Here is a 14458-nt window from a genome sequence, read left to right on the forward strand (position 1 = left end):
GTAGCGTTATAAGTTAGTTCTTAGCGTGATACCCAATATCATAATAAAAGCACTAATCTTTTTTAAAAGATTAGTGCTTTTATATTGTAGATTTTGATTATATTGTTAAATTTAATTATGCTTTTTTAACAACACTAGACTTTAACTTCATAGCTCCAAATCCATCTATCTTGCATTCGATATCATGTCCATCTGTTGCATCAGGAACTAAACGTATATTTTTTACTTTTGTTCCTATCTTTATAGATGATGAGCTTCCTTTTACTTTAAGGTCTTTTACTACTGTTACAGCATCTCCATCATTTAATACATTCCCATTTACATCTTTTATAACATTTTCTTCTTCATTTGAAGATTCTAAAGTCCATTCATAAGCACATTCTGGACAAACTAAAAGACTTCCATCTTCATAAGTATATTCTGAATTACATTTTGGGCAATTTGGTAAATTTTCCATAATTTAATATCCTCCGTTCATTATTATTCCTAATTATTCATAGGTTTATATAATATCATAGTCTTTTGATATTGACAAACTTTCCTTGAATTTAACTTAGTAAAACACCCTAATATTAATAATTTATTTAAAGATATTATATACATTTAATAAAACTATACTTATAAGTACAGTATCAAATATTGTTATTATATTTTTTTCTGAAACAGACTTATTTATCCTATAACCAACAATTCCACCAATAACTCCTCCCGCCATCATTAAAGGTAGTATTTCTAGTTTATAGCTAGAAAATCCTGTTGTTAGAGCCACTGAAAGAATTTTAGACCCTTGTGAGAAAAATATAACTATTATAGAGTTTCTCGCTGCTTCATTTGTTGACATAGAAAATAATATAGTAAAAGCCGCTACGTTAAGTGGTCCTCCTCCAATTCCTAAAAATGCAGATATAGATCCTAAAAATATTCCTAAACATCCAATTAATACAATGTTATTTATATTGTGTGTTTTAATATTATCTTTATTTTTCATATAAATAAAAACAATTATTAATATAACTATCAAAATTATATTTTGGATATTACTAACAATTCCCATATTAATCCCTTTTTTTGCTATAATATCCATTATATTTTGTCCTATGACTCCACCAATTATAGATCCTAGAGCAACTACAATTGTATTTTTAAGATTTATCTTATCCTTTTTCTTTAATTGATAAAATACAGTAACTATAGACATTACAAATATGGTTGAAGACGACAATAAATTAACTGTAGGAAGGGAGTAATCACTTAAAGTTTCTAATACTGGCTTTATTATAACTCCGCCTCCTAATCCAACAGATGATCCTATTATAGTAGAAAAAGCAGCAACAATAAAATATAAGATTTCCATTTACTTAATTCTCCTATGATTTTATTTGATAAAACTTGCTACAACTTATGTTCATTTCTTTTAGTTCACTATTGCATTCAGTAAATATATCGCCTAATGCCATATCCCATCTATCTAACTGATTTACATTTAAGTTAATCTTCATATATTCTTCACCTTATCTATAATAAATTTAATACCTAGATTTATTCTATACTTAATTTTATACCCTATGTATAAACATGCTAATAAATTTTAATAAACTTTTATTGATAAATAGTTTACTCTAATATTTTTAAGTTAGAATCTCGTCCCTATAATACTAAATAATATTTTACAATAATAAAACTGCACCACTAATCAGTGATGCAGCTTTATTATTTGTGATTATAATTTAAATTTTAAATATCAATGATTAATAAGGAAACGGTGGTGCAATATAAGGGTAAGATAATAATGATAATGCAAGTAAAGTAGCAAGTGGGAAAGATCTACGTCTATATCTTCTATGTCTTCTAGGGCGTCCATATTGTCTTTGTTGATTAGATTGATTTCCACCTTCTTGTTCTATTACATCTTCACCGACTAATATAATGACACAATCATTATCTACATCTTCGATAATTCCATCAAATGTGCTTCCATCTTTCATTGTGAAAATAGCATGATAATTCAAAAACCTTTCACATTTATCACGTAACTTTTGTAAATCTCTGTTATTGTTTTTTTCTAAACTCATTTTTAACCATCTCCTCTCCAATATTATGATATTCATCTGTAAGGAGAGTGCTACTAATTTAATATATAAATTTTTAGTATAATCCTACAATTAGTTCTATATTTATTATTAAAGTCTAACTATAAATAAAAACCGTATCAATTACTTATGATACGGTTCTCCGTTACACCTCCAAAGGAGCACGTTTTACTTTAATTGTTCTAAAGCCTTACATTTTTTAAGCTCTTTCATAAGTTCTTTCTCTATTTCTTTATCTAAATATCTCCTTGGAATTATATGAGCTACAAATCCACTTATATATATAAGGATCATATCTTCGTAAACTTTTACATCTTTTATACTTTCTAACGATACTGTTTCTGATATAGAATCCCCTTTTACTACTATTGTCCCATCAATAATTTCTAAAGTCTTACTTCCAAATATTGATGAATTATCTCCTTAACTTATGAGTTTATCAGTTTCTTTAGCTACTAATTTTTTGTATTGCTTAGGATATGTTAAAATCCAAATGACTAAAAAAACTATCGCTACTATAATCCAATATATACTCGGTTGATTAAATATCCCCGTTCCTGTAAAGTAGATTGGTATAGAAAGTACTATGGGTACAGCATATCTAAGTATGTTAAATGTACTTTTCTGTGATTTCGAGTTTTCTAAATGATGTAAATTGAAGCTTATATAGTCATCTTTTGTTATTTTAAAGTCGATTTTCATTTGTGCCGTCCCCTTATTATTAAAAACTTTATTTACATTATATTACAAATTTCAAGCACTTACAATTAAGCATAGTAACATGAAAAAAGGAAGGGTCTTCATCTTCTTCAGACGACCCTTCCTTTACTTTTAGGCTTTGAATGTCTTATATTTAAATCCTACATATAAAAATTTAACTTATCTATTTAAATTTAATCTCTAATTGCGTTTAGTTTATGAAGCAAATACTCTTTTTTATTCAATGGATCATACGTTGTTTTTTTGCGTGCTTTTGAAAATTCAGCTGAAGCTTCCTTATACCCATAAAATTTTGTCACAAACATTCCTCTACCTTCTGTATATGAAGCTATTTTCATTTTATATTCTTTTGAATTTTCTACTGGAATTAATCCCTTTATTGAGAATTCATCCCCTATAACAATAGGATTATCAAAGGTTGCCCTCATAGTTTCTAAATCCCATACCGCTTTGCTTAAAGCATTTTGAGGAATCTTTAACTCAAACTCATGTAATGGCTCTAATAAAACAGTTTGTGCTTTATATAATGCTTCCATGAATACCATAGGTGTCACATTTCTAAAATCTGCTGGAGTGCTGGCTGGACTAAAAAATTCACCACAGCTAAGAGTGACTTTTACATCTGTAACCTCCCATCCAAATAATCCTTGTTTACTTGTCTTAATAACTGCTTCTTCAATTGCATTTTGAAAAGATTTTGGCAATGACCCTACTGAAACATTAGAAATATACCTAAGACCTTCGCCTCTCCCTGCTGGTTCTATTTCTAAGCCTACTGTCGCCCAAAATGGATTTAAGTCTTCCTGCATATGCATTATTGACGCTCCAAAACCTTTAGGTGTTTCCTTATAGATAGTCTCAATATTCGAAAACTCTACTTTTATTCCATATAAATCATCTAACATGGAACTTAGTATTTCCATTTGAACTTCACCGAATAAGTTGACATAAATTTCTTTATCTATGTCATTCATCTCTAATTCTAGTAGTGGATCTTCCTCTGCAAGTAATGTTAATGCTTTAAATAGCTCTGGATTTTTTTCTTTATCAATTGCAGAAATTGTTGTTTTTAATGCTGGTTTAGCTATAGATATATTTTTAATTTTATCATTTGAAATTCCAATAACATCTCCCACTTGGAAACTTGTAAGTCCATATAAAATACCTATATCCCCTGCTTCTATCCTCTGTGCTTCAACAACTCCCCCATTTTCTAACCTATTAATTTTCTTTACTTTTTCTGCTATCTCCTTATTAGGTACTTGAATTTTATCTCTTACAGATATTTTTCCTCCAAATAATCTTACATAAACCTTCTTTTCATTTTTACTTGTTCTTTCGATTTTAAATACTACTCCAGATAAATCACTTTCACAATCATCACCTGCAAATGGAAAATAACTACAAATTCCATCTAATAAGTCTTCAACTCCAAGTCCAATTGCTGCCGCACCACAAAATACTGGATATAGACTTCCTTCACTTGCATATAATGAAAGCTTTTCTTGTATTTCTTCTTTATCAGGTTCTATTCCACCAATATATCTTTCTAAAAATGCTTCGTCTAAGTCTGATAAAACATCAATAGCATCATCATTTATCATGCATGTATCAAATAGTTTTTTTATATAAACAGCTTTGCTTCCTACATCATATACTTCTTGTAATCTAACTACTTTATTGGACATATTCTTCTTTATATCTTCAAATACTTTATTGAAATTTGCCCCAATTCTATCTAGCTTATTTACAAAAATTATTGTTGGAATGTTTAACTCCTTTAATGTCTCAAATAATATTCTTGTTTGTGACTGAATACCCTCTACTCCTGATATAACTAGTATCGCTCCATCTAAAACACTTAATGAACGTTCAACTTCCGAAATAAAATCCACATGTCCTGGAGTATCAACAATATTAACCTTGACATTATTCCAATTAAAAGATATGGTTGATGATTTAATGGTAATCCCTCTCTTACGCTCAAGCTCCATAGAATCCGTCTGTGTATTGCCTAAATCAACTCTTCCAACTGATTTTATAGCTCCACTATAATATAATAAGTTTTCTGTTATAGTTGTTTTTCCTGCATCCACGTGTGCTACGATTCCTATATTAATTATTTTCTTCATAATCAATACCTCCAACTCTATCAACCACCTTTTTATCCATTATCATAGCAACAATATATAACACTAATACCGGTGTTACTAATAACGAAGTACATGCTATACCCATACTCACTGAAATATTTGTAGCTATGATTCCTATAATTGGTCCACCTAAAATTTGACCTAAGGAATTTATTTGTCCATTTATAGAAAGTACAGTAGATCTGGCCTTGTCATCTATATGTCCATTAAGCCATGCACTAAATATAGGTTCATTTATAGTTCTAAAGGTACTTGTCGCTAAATAAGCTATTAGCATTAAGTTAAATCTTTTTGTAATAGCAAATATGAACATAAATGATATATAAAATATATTTATACATAATAACAGCTTTCCATTTTTATTCTTATCATCATCCTTAAGCTTCTTTTCCATAAAATGCATTACTATAGCACTCAATATCATTCCTGCAATTCCAAAAATTCCGAACCAAGTCACTGGTTTAAGGTTTCCAAGTTTAGGAAGCATAGTATCTTGTAAAAAATGCATATTAGAAAGTCTATCATAACCTTCACTGGATAATCCATAAAATAAAGTTACTGAAAGCAAAATTATAATTATAGGTTTATTTTTTATAAATTTAAGACCAGATTTAAAGGTATATCCCATCTTTTTAAAAGTATTTAAATCCTCTGGAGCAGATGATTTAAAATTATTTTCTGGCATATATAACCATAAAAATAATGCAAGAATTATAAATAAGACTCCACTAACTATAATAGGTAGTCTTACAGATAAATTAGCTATTACAGTGCTTAGTACTATTCCAATAACCGATCCTATCTGTCCTGCTTGTGCTCCCTTTATATAAATTTTATCCAAATCTTTATCTTTCTCTTCTTCTGCAATCCAAGCTTCAACAGATCCACTAATAAAAGTAGAACCTAATCCCCATACAATCTGTGCTACAAGTACGAAAACGAAACTAGAAATAGAACCTTCTAAAATAAATCCCACTCCTGTTAAAACTACACCAATAACAATAGATAGTTTACGACTGTACACATCTGCAACTATTCCTGTAGGAATTTCAAATATAAAGCATGCTACTTCTAAAGTAGTTCCAACAAGTATAAGCTGAAGTGGATTTAAATGCACCGTTTCAATGTGATACACTATCATAACTGTAGCTACTAGTGAAAAACACATTGCTGTAATAGCTGAAAATAATAAATAAGTTTTATATGCTGAAAGTTTATTAACCATTAATAATCACCATCCTAGTATTTTTAAAAAAATTTATTTGTTTTTCATAATCTTCATATTTAAATATATAAATCATCAAAATAATCTCCTTAAATAAAAAAAGCTGTAAGTGAACATAATTCACTTACAGCCTCATAATTATATAACCTAAATATAAACATGAAATATACAACTTTAATTTATATAACTTATGATTAAGCTATGCAAATTAAAGTCTTATATCATATCTATAAATATAGTAAAAATAGGCATAAAAATACCGTGTTTAGAACACAGTTTTCCTATTCTTCAAATAAAGATGTAATATGCTCATTATAATACTGATTATTTTTAGAGTACACAAATAGACATGGTAATATCAATATTATTAATAATTGTTTCTACCACAAATAAACCTTGAGTTATCCAAGATTTTTTTCATATACTTTTTAAAATAATCCTTATTCAGTTAGTTTAGTTAAAAACTACCTCTTTGCGCATATTTACATCTCCTTTACATTTATATTTTTCATGTTTATATTTTAGTATAATTACATTATATATAAACTTTTATTTTTTTTCAATACTTTTATATTCATATTTATCCAAATTCAATTGAAACTTTATTACTTCAAATAACTTATATACACAAAAGAATAACTACTAACTTTAACCTAAATCTGAAATGAATATAAAAAATATATTTGTGGAATGTTTTACAATTTCTTTCAATACTATAGATTAGAAAAAACAAATTCTAATTTGCTGAAATAGGTGAAAAACGAAGAACCTATGAATAAAACTACAATAACCTACAAAAATTCAAATTTTAGATTTTTGTGAGTTTCATTGCAGAATTAAAGCAGACCTACCTTTCATTTATATATCCAATTTTGGTAAAGTTCGCACTTACTTGTGATACGGTTCCTTAATAGTTATTCTAAATAAGTATCAAAAGGCACCTTAAATTATTCAAGGTACCTTTAACTGTGATATAGAATAAAATTTCAGTTCTAATTACTTTTCTTTTACCCCAATCCAAATTTCGCTATAAACATTTTGCATATCTGACATATCTCTATTGAAAGATATTTCTGGAACGTTTATTAATTCATAATTTGAAGATGGCAACCATTCAGATAAAATTTTTCCCCATGTATCTTGAAATACAGTTGGAAATGGTCCTTTACAAGAAAAAATTGCCCAAGTACAAGCAGGAACTTCTACAACATCAAATTCACCAAAATCTATATCTAGAGTAGTTATAGATCCAATTAAGTGATTTAAGTTACCTTTTTCTTCATACCTTTTATCATCAAAATCAAATGAAGCGTTAACAACAGTTTTAACATCTTCATTTCTATATGATTGTAATAATTTTCTTTGTTCTTCTGTTATACTTTGTGCTATTTTCATTATTTCTTGATTTATACCTTCAAACACAATAGGAACTTGACCTTTAACTCCTACTAATTTAAAAGCTTCTTTTTTTTCAATACGATAATTCATATTACTTCCTCCTTTAATAGTTAATTGAAAAGTCATACAAGGAAATACTTTAAGATTCTTAGCATCTTTAATCTCTGAAGGATTCACACCAAACCATTCTTTAAATGCCCTACTAAATCCATCTGCTGAATCATATCCATATTTTATAGCTATATCAATTATTTTTATATCTTTTTGCATTAAATCAAAACTTGCTTTAGATAGCCTTCTTTTTCTTATATAGCTCGAAAGTGTCATACCTGAAAGATACGAAAACATCTTTCTAAAATGATACTCAGATACTCCTGCAATCTTTGAAACCATATTAAAGTCTATTTCTTCTTCTAAATGCATTTCTATATACTCCATAACTTTATTGAAATTGGTAAGCATATCCATGTATAATCACTCCTCATACTAACAATTATAATTTTTAGTAATATACTTTTATCGATATTATCTATACATATATTATCGTACTAATTATTTTTTAAGTATAACTAAGATCTAAATTATATATCTAAATTTTTACTCTTATCATCCGCGCTACCTTACTTGTGATACGGTTCTCCGTACCTTACTCTACGGAGCTAGTTTTAATTTATTTTAATTTCTTTCATCTGTAACTACTCAAGGCACTTTTCACACATACCTATTGTTCCCATATACATATTAGATGTTCTTCCACAATTAGTACAAGTATACATAGAGTCTAAATCTCCTTCAGGATAATACAAATCATAATCACTAGGGTTATATTGTGATGTTGGCTCACATTCAGAGCATCCCTCACATAATCCTACAAATCCATTTTCACAATTTTTAGGAAGATTATAGCATGTTGTACATAGTAATCCTTCATAAAATTTATTTAATTGATTCTTAGGAAAATATGCTCCACAATTTCCACATTGTCCTTTTTCAACTTTAACTTCATCTTTCTTATCTACTGATTCTTTTTCTTTACTATTTCCTATTTTATTTTCCTCATCATTATCATTAGTTACTTCTGCTATCTCAGGCTTTTCAGATACCCATTTAGCTTCTACTCCACAATTTGAACAAAATTTTGTTACTTCTTTTGACTCCTCACTACAACTGTCACAATATACACTCTTAACGACTTCTTCCTTTTCAATTTTTTCAGTTTGTGTACATCCAGCTATCATTAATGACATAACTAATACCATTAATATAATTACCTTTTTCATCCACTTCATCTCCCCTTTATACCTTATAATTTAGTATCTATTTGTTTAAAATTTTCTTCTGTCACATTATTAAACCACTCTTTTGTCTTTTCTTTAGCTTTTATTTTAATTTCAGGTGTTATGAATATATAAATTATTCCTAAAGCGGTTGTTATTGCAGTTAAATCATCTCCATATCCTGCATCTGGTATAGGATATCTGCTATTAAGTCTATTGGCGATATAAAATATCCTAATGCTCCTACTATTGTAGCTTTCGCTTTAATTGGAACATTTGAATCTTTAAGTGCATAAAATAACAACCATGCTCCATACACTATAGATAAGCCTGCTTCAGAAAAAACTGATTTAATTTTATTAAATAATGATTTTTCTGAGTAATAACTATTATACTTACTACTAACATTCATATCTTATCTCCTTAATTATTATATATTTTTTAATCGCTATTTTTTGTCATTTAATGTCATTATTTTAAATATTTATTTCTATAGCTAAATTGATATTTTTAGATTTATATGATTAGTTCCTAATAAATGTAAAAAGGATGAATCACCTTTTAGTTTAGGCAACTCATCCTTCATTAAGTATGTTATTACATCATCATTTATTTGAATCTCTATACTATCTATCTCTCGCTTTTCATTCATAGTTATTTGTGAAACTAACAGATGTATTAACTGTTTTCTTTGTTGACTCGTACTCATATTAAGAAATACTTCTTTAAACCTATCCATTATTTCCTTTATGATCTCAAATGGTACTGGTTCTCCTTCTGCAAGTTGAACTTCTTGTATTAACTCTTGTTCTCTATACTTTAACTTATCTATATCATCGTTTATTGATTTAACTCTTATTGAAAGTTCATTTTTATCTAGTATTCCATCTTCAAACAACTCTATGTTCTTACTCTTCTTAGTATTTAACTTATTTATTTCATTTGTTATTCTATCTAATTCATCTATAGTCGGTTGTAATTTGCTAGATTTATTCTTGTTTATATTATCTATTACTTTCTTTAGTATAGATTTGTTGTTTATTAGTGTCATTATTTTGTTTAATACATACTCATCTGCAACTTCTACTCTTATTGAGTTAGATTTACATACTGCTGTACCTTTATTCTTCCAGTTTCCACAAGAGTAATACTCTAAAACCTTCTTAGTTCCATCTTTTCTTTTACTAGTTGACCTACTTATAGTCATTCCTGCACCACATACAGGACATTTAAGTATTCCCGTTAAAGGGAATTCACTATCATAAATTTTATTATGTTTCTTACTTCTTTCTTTTAGTATTACTTGTACCTTGTTCCATGTTTCCATATCTATTATTGGTTCATGTTTCCCATCTGAAAGTATAGGGTTTGGATTTATGTTATTCCTTCTTTTCTTACTCCAATCTTGCCTTACATTGTATCTAATTTTACCAATGTAGACTGGATTTTTTAGTATCTCTTTAACAGTTGCTACTGCAAATTCATTATTTCTCTTAGTTTTATATCCTTCTTTATTTACTCTATTAACTACTGCTTTGTATCCATATCCTTGACTATACAAGTCAAATATTCGCCTTACTGTATTCGCTTCTCTTTCATTTATCTGCAATTTAGTGCTTTTTCTCTTCTTTCCATCACTTGGAATTTCAACTATATCATACCCTAATACTACTCCGCCACACCACTCACCTAACCTAGCTTTTGCCCCCATTCCCAGCTTTATATTTTCAGCTATTGTTTCTCTTTCAAATTCTCCTATAGCTCCCATTATGTTTAGTTGAAGTTTACCTGATGGTGTTTCTGTCTCAAAGTTCTCTGTTAGTGAACGAAATGCTATATTATGCTTATTTAACAACTCTACTATGTTAAGAATGTCTAGTAGTTTTCTACTTATTCTATTTAATTTCCATACAATTACCAAGTCAAACTTATTCTCTGTTGCATCTTGTAAAAGTTGTTTTATTCCTGGTCTATTAGTTATATTTTTTCCACTTATTCCTCTATCTTCGTATAAATTATATATTTCATGACCTTCCCTTTCACAGTACTCTCTTATTTTTAGATTTTGCTCGTCTATACTGTACCCTTCTTCAGCTTGCTCTACAGTTGATACTCTGCAGTATATTGCTACTCTTTTAATCATTTTCTTTATCTCCTTTGTTTTCTTTTTTTACTATGGATTTTTGAATTATAGTGCTTAGTATTTCTAATATTTCTTGTGCTTTTATTTGATCTAAACTAACTGTATCCATATATCCTCCTATATTTATTACACCAAATTTATAATATATATTTTCTACCTGTAGTGGAACTAACTCTAAAAAGAACTAGTTATACAGTAACTTTCTAAGATTTCACTTATACTCTTTCTGCAAATACTAATTTCTTGAAGTATAAGATCCAATGCTCTTGCTTTATATGCATTTAGCATAATATAGTCATAATATTCTTGCTCTTCTTTTATTGATAACTCCAACATCTCTTTCTCTATTAATTCATAATTCATAACTAAAGACACTCCTTTATTATTTTTATACTACTAGGATATTTACTTTTGATTTATCCTAGTAGCCGATTTATTTTACATTATTTATTTTGATCTATTTTTTAGGTAATTTTATTACTATATAGTTAATTTCAACTCCTGCACTATTGTTTCTAGACCTAGTTAATCTATCTTTTTCACAGTCTAAAAATCCAGCTTTTTTTAGCTCTTTTAGGACTATCTTTCTATCCTCGTATCCACCTTCTTTTATCATTAGTTCAAAAGAAAGTTCCTCCATTTGAAGTTCTGTATAATCTTCCTTCTCTGTAATTTTTCCTAATATCTCTTGCGAGTTAGATTTTGATTTTCCATCAAACTTATTTCTATACCTTTCTACATACTCTTTTATGAAATCCATTACTGATTTTTGTAAGTTCCTATACTTGATTGATTCTATTTCTATTTTAATTATCATCTCTACCATTCCTTCTATATCTAATTCTGTATCTAGTATTTCTTCTAAAATTAATGCTGTTTGTATTATGATGGCAAACTTACTACATCTCCTCATTGACATATCATCATATACACTTCTATTGCGAAGCTCATCATATAGTTTTAATTTTTCATACTTATGATTTTTAATTAATTCATTTTTATTTTGAGCTAGTAAATACTCCGCAAATTTTATTGCTAAATGACCATAGTTATTTAAAATAACATGTTGTATAGCCTCTGCATGTTCTGGACTTTTAGTCCAAGTAAAGTTTTCTGCTTCGATTACTCTAACTTGTACTCCTGCATTTTTATTAGAAGATCTAGTTATAGATTTTTCACCATTTGAAAGTATTGTTGTTAACCAAGATTCTTTTTCCATTAACTCTGAGTCTTTATTTAAACGTTCTTTGTCAGCTCCATTTGCTAAACTATATATAAACTTAGTAAAGTTATTATTATCTGACATAGATATTTCATCTAAAGCATATGGTATGCCTTTTAGACCACATAGCTTTTTTATTAACGCATTGTTTGTGCCATTATAAGTACCATACAATCCATTTTTCTTTATATCTGGGTATCCAAAGCTTGAAATTGCTAACTTTAAAGCTGTAGATTTTCCTGTTGTAGAGTTTCCAACTAGATGTATTATGTTGGATTCTAGACCTAAATCCTCACCTATATATCCTAAGAGTATTGATGATAATCCACTTGATAATGCAAATTCTAATTCTGGGTTACCTAGTATATGATTATTTATCATCTCAAGATATTTATCATATGAACCTTTAGGCTCGATTTCGCATGTACCTACATATGTTGAATTTAACCCTATTGCTTCATGTAATTTGTAGATTGTTTTTCCTTTGTAATCCATAAAACCTAGCTTAGAATGTATATATTTCTTTGTAATTGACTCCTCACATTCTCTAATACATTCAACTACGTGTTTTACATTACCCTTGATTACATCAATTCCTGTATTTTGTAATTTCATTAGATTACGTTCATATAAACAGTCATGCCTATCTAGTAATTTTGTTTCAATATTTCTTATTGTCCTATACTCTAATAGAATCTTTTCAGGTATTATCCTCTATGTTGCAATGGTTCTCTTTAGCCCATACATGTCTTCCAACCTTTATATTTCCTTGTTTAGCTGATGATTTTACAAATAAACTATATCCATCACTACAATAGTTTTCATTTTCATACTCATACATCTTTGTATTTTTTTCTGCTTCTACTTCTTCTTTCTCCTCTATTTGTAATTCTTCTTGATTCTCTTTATTTAATTTGATTTCAAGTAATTCATTTGTAACTTTGTTTTCTAATGGCTCTGGAATTTTTGCCTTTATTCCTTCCCCTAGTCTTTTTCTGTGTTTAATTGCCATATTTCAACTCTCTCCTTTCGAATATATTTTTATTTTATTTTATATATATTCTTTAGTCGAACCCTAAAAAAAAGATAAGTATTTTTACCCCCTTTTATTGCTTAGGTAAAAATACTTATCTTTTTATTTATATCTACTATCTATTTCCTTCTTTATATCTTTTAAAATTTGTTCCATATCTTCATCATGCTCTATTTTTTTATTTTTGTACTTTTGCATTGATTCTATTTTATACTCATCTATACTTCTTCTAAGTAATTCTCTTCCTTCTACCACAAATTTTTCATTATTCATATCTTCATCGACTTCAACTATATTATCTATTTCTGCATTTTTTATTTCATTTGCTAATCTTATTAATTCTTTCCACTCTTCTATTGATTGATCTATTCTTTCTTTTAAATGTCTAATGAATATCATTTTATCATATTCTGATAATACATCTAATCTACCTTTTTCATCACTTGTTATCTTCTGAAACTTTATGCTTTTAGTATATATCTCATCATTAACCCTAATTAATCCATCATCAGGTTTTATATCTGTGTATTCCCTGAAACATAAATCTATCTTATCTGTAATTTCTCTTTTTATATCTTCAATTACTTCTCTTTCTCCATGAGAAAATTCTATTTCAAGCATAACTGTGTTCTTAATATGTTCAATATCAGGTTGTATATTTGTATAATTTTCATCATTTTTATATTTATCTTCTAAAGTTATTATTACTTTATTTAAGAATTCAATCTTTTCCTCTTTCGTTATTTTTTCATACTGTTTAGTATTTATTTTACTTATAAAGCTACCTTTAGAACTATCCACCGTAAGATATATTTGTAATATATCCGCTATTATTCTCGGTATTTTATATCTATTTTTTATACGATACTTTTCAACATCTATACCTAATGATTTACCAATAGCTCTTAATTTTTCTATCATGTTATCTTTAGTAGTTTTACTCATATTCACTCCAGATTTACCTAAATCTGTGTCATCATATACTTCTCGTAATAATTGTGCTAATGTTATTGTATCTTTATACATTTAATCACTCCTATATTGTTATTCAAAAAAATAAGGCTAACTTAATTAACCTTATTATACTATATCTTATACCAACATAGATTTACTAGAAATCACTAGTTCAATTACTATACATACTCCTAATCCTATTACTGAACCTAATGTAAATTCCTTCATTTAATTTCATCTCCT

At 28.0% G+C, this 14458-nt stretch carries 16 protein-coding genes; all 16 read right to left on the bottom strand.

Translation table 11 applies throughout. The annotated features are described in order from the left end of the window. Positions 1-115: 115 nt before the first annotated feature. The 16 genes from H8891_RS12190 to H8891_RS12255 all read right to left on the bottom strand — a co-directional run bounded on the left by H8891_RS12190 (position 116) and on the right by H8891_RS12255 (position 14287). Positions 116-457: a zinc ribbon domain-containing protein YjdM gene (locus H8891_RS12190; RefSeq protein ID WP_147547596.1), complete on the bottom strand. Its 342-nt coding sequence runs from the start codon at positions 455-457 to the stop codon at positions 116-118. Positions 458-580: 123 nt separating this feature from the next. After that, on the bottom strand, positions 581-1354 hold the full coding sequence (locus tag H8891_RS12195; protein WP_187006672.1) for a sulfite exporter TauE/SafE family protein: 774 nt from the start codon (positions 1352-1354) through the stop codon (positions 581-583). Between the two features lie 13 nt (positions 1355-1367). Continuing rightward, on the bottom strand, positions 1368-1499 hold the full coding sequence (locus tag H8891_RS15525; protein WP_276510628.1) for a hypothetical protein: 132 nt from the start codon (positions 1497-1499) through the stop codon (positions 1368-1370). A gap of 249 nt (positions 1500-1748) precedes the next feature. Beyond that, on the bottom strand, positions 1749-1985 hold the full coding sequence (locus H8891_RS12200; RefSeq protein ID WP_330606241.1) for a hypothetical protein: 237 nt from the start codon (positions 1983-1985) through the stop codon (positions 1749-1751). Positions 1986-2258: 273 nt separating this feature from the next. Then, positions 2259-2498, bottom strand: coding sequence for a YcxB family protein (locus H8891_RS15135; RefSeq protein WP_200820157.1), 240 nt, complete (start codon positions 2496-2498; stop codon positions 2259-2261). Positions 2499-2513: 15 nt separating this feature from the next. Beyond that, a complete protein-coding gene (locus H8891_RS15140; protein WP_006440996.1) occupies positions 2514-2792 on the bottom strand; it encodes a hypothetical protein in 279 nt (92 codons plus the stop codon). Positions 2793-2983: 191 nt separating this feature from the next. Further along, on the bottom strand, positions 2984-4942 hold the full coding sequence (gene tetB(P) / locus H8891_RS12210; RefSeq protein ID WP_006440995.1) for a tetracycline resistance ribosomal protection protein TetB(P): 1959 nt from the start codon (positions 4940-4942) through the stop codon (positions 2984-2986). Further along, positions 4926-6188, bottom strand: a complete 1263-nt coding sequence (gene tetA(P) / locus H8891_RS12215; protein ID WP_006440994.1) for a tetracycline efflux MFS transporter TetA(P) — start codon at positions 6186-6188, stop codon at positions 4926-4928. Before tetA(P) ends, tetB(P) begins: the two co-directional genes overlap by 17 nt. A 996-nt stretch (positions 6189-7184) precedes the next feature. Continuing rightward, the gene (locus H8891_RS12220; protein WP_006440993.1) at positions 7185-8054 is read right to left on the bottom strand and encodes an AraC family transcriptional regulator; all 870 of its coding nucleotides are present in this window, start codon (positions 8052-8054) and stop codon (positions 7185-7187) included. A gap of 227 nt (positions 8055-8281) precedes the next feature. Further along, positions 8282-8866, bottom strand: a complete 585-nt coding sequence (locus tag H8891_RS12225) for a hypothetical protein (RefSeq protein ID WP_057537347.1) — start codon at positions 8864-8866, stop codon at positions 8282-8284. Positions 8867-9026: 160 nt separating this feature from the next. Beyond that, positions 9027-9275 (bottom strand): YkvA family protein, encoded by a 249-nt coding sequence (locus H8891_RS15145; RefSeq protein ID WP_057537348.1) that lies wholly within the window; start codon positions 9273-9275, stop codon positions 9027-9029. Positions 9276-9359: 84 nt separating this feature from the next. Beyond that, positions 9360-11006, bottom strand: a complete 1647-nt coding sequence (locus H8891_RS12235) for a recombinase family protein (RefSeq protein ID WP_057537349.1) — start codon at positions 11004-11006, stop codon at positions 9360-9362. 174 nt (positions 11007-11180) lie between these two features. Further along, complete coding sequence (locus tag H8891_RS12240; RefSeq protein ID WP_057537350.1) at positions 11181-11369, bottom strand: hypothetical protein; 189 nt, start codon at positions 11367-11369, stop codon at positions 11181-11183. 94 nt (positions 11370-11463) lie between these two features. After that, entirely contained in the window at positions 11464-12939 is a 1476-nt protein-coding gene (locus tag H8891_RS15615; protein ID WP_081012895.1) for a DUF927 domain-containing protein, read from the bottom strand. After that, positions 12929-13240, bottom strand: a complete 312-nt coding sequence (locus H8891_RS12250) for a hypothetical protein (protein ID WP_057537352.1) — start codon at positions 13238-13240, stop codon at positions 12929-12931. Before H8891_RS12250 ends, H8891_RS15615 begins: the two co-directional genes overlap by 11 nt. Positions 13241-13363: 123 nt before the next feature. Further along, on the bottom strand, positions 13364-14287 hold the full coding sequence (locus H8891_RS12255) for a V-type ATP synthase subunit I domain-containing protein (RefSeq protein WP_057537353.1): 924 nt from the start codon (positions 14285-14287) through the stop codon (positions 13364-13366). Between the last annotated feature and the right edge of the window lie 171 nt (positions 14288-14458).

It is taken from the genome of Paeniclostridium hominis, assembly GCF_014306135.1.
GTDB classification, from domain to species: Bacteria; Bacillota; Clostridia; order Peptostreptococcales; family Peptostreptococcaceae; genus Paraclostridium; species Paraclostridium hominis.

Bases quoted from the DNA above. Each gene is read 5' to 3' on its own strand.
- H8891_RS12190 (WP_147547596.1), bottom strand. From the start codon at position 457: ATGGAAAATTTACCAAATTGCCCAAAATGTAATTCAGAATATACTTAT.
- H8891_RS12195 (WP_187006672.1), bottom strand. From the start codon at position 1,354: ATGGAAATCTTATATTTTATTGTTGCTGCTTTTTCTACTATAATAGGA.
- H8891_RS15525 (WP_276510628.1), bottom strand. From the start codon at position 1,499: ATGAAGATTAACTTAAATGTAAATCAGTTAGATAGATGGGATATGGCA.
- H8891_RS12200 (WP_330606241.1), bottom strand. From the start codon at position 1,985: ATGAAAGATGGAAGCACATTTGATGGAATTATCGAAGATGTAGATAAT.
- H8891_RS15140 (WP_006440996.1), bottom strand. From the start codon at position 2,792: ATGAAAATCGACTTTAAAATAACAAAAGATGACTATATAAGCTTCAAT.
- H8891_RS12220 (WP_006440993.1), bottom strand. From the start codon at position 8,054: ATGGATATGCTTACCAATTTCAATAAAGTTATGGAGTATATAGAAATG.
- H8891_RS12225 (WP_057537347.1), bottom strand. From the start codon at position 8,866: ATGAAAAAGGTAATTATATTAATGGTATTAGTTATGTCATTAATGATA.
- H8891_RS15145 (WP_057537348.1), bottom strand. From the start codon at position 9,275: ATGAATGTTAGTAGTAAGTATAATAGTTATTACTCAGAAAAATCATTA.
- H8891_RS12235 (WP_057537349.1), bottom strand. From the start codon at position 11,006: ATGATTAAAAGAGTAGCAATATACTGCAGAGTATCAACTGTAGAGCAA.
- H8891_RS12240 (WP_057537350.1), bottom strand. From the start codon at position 11,369: ATGAATTATGAATTAATAGAGAAAGAGATGTTGGAGTTATCAATAAAA.
- H8891_RS12250 (WP_057537352.1), bottom strand. From the start codon at position 13,240: ATGGCAATTAAACACAGAAAAAGACTAGGGGAAGGAATAAAGGCAAAA.
- H8891_RS12255 (WP_057537353.1), bottom strand. From the start codon at position 14,287: ATGTATAAAGATACAATAACATTAGCACAATTATTACGAGAAGTATAT.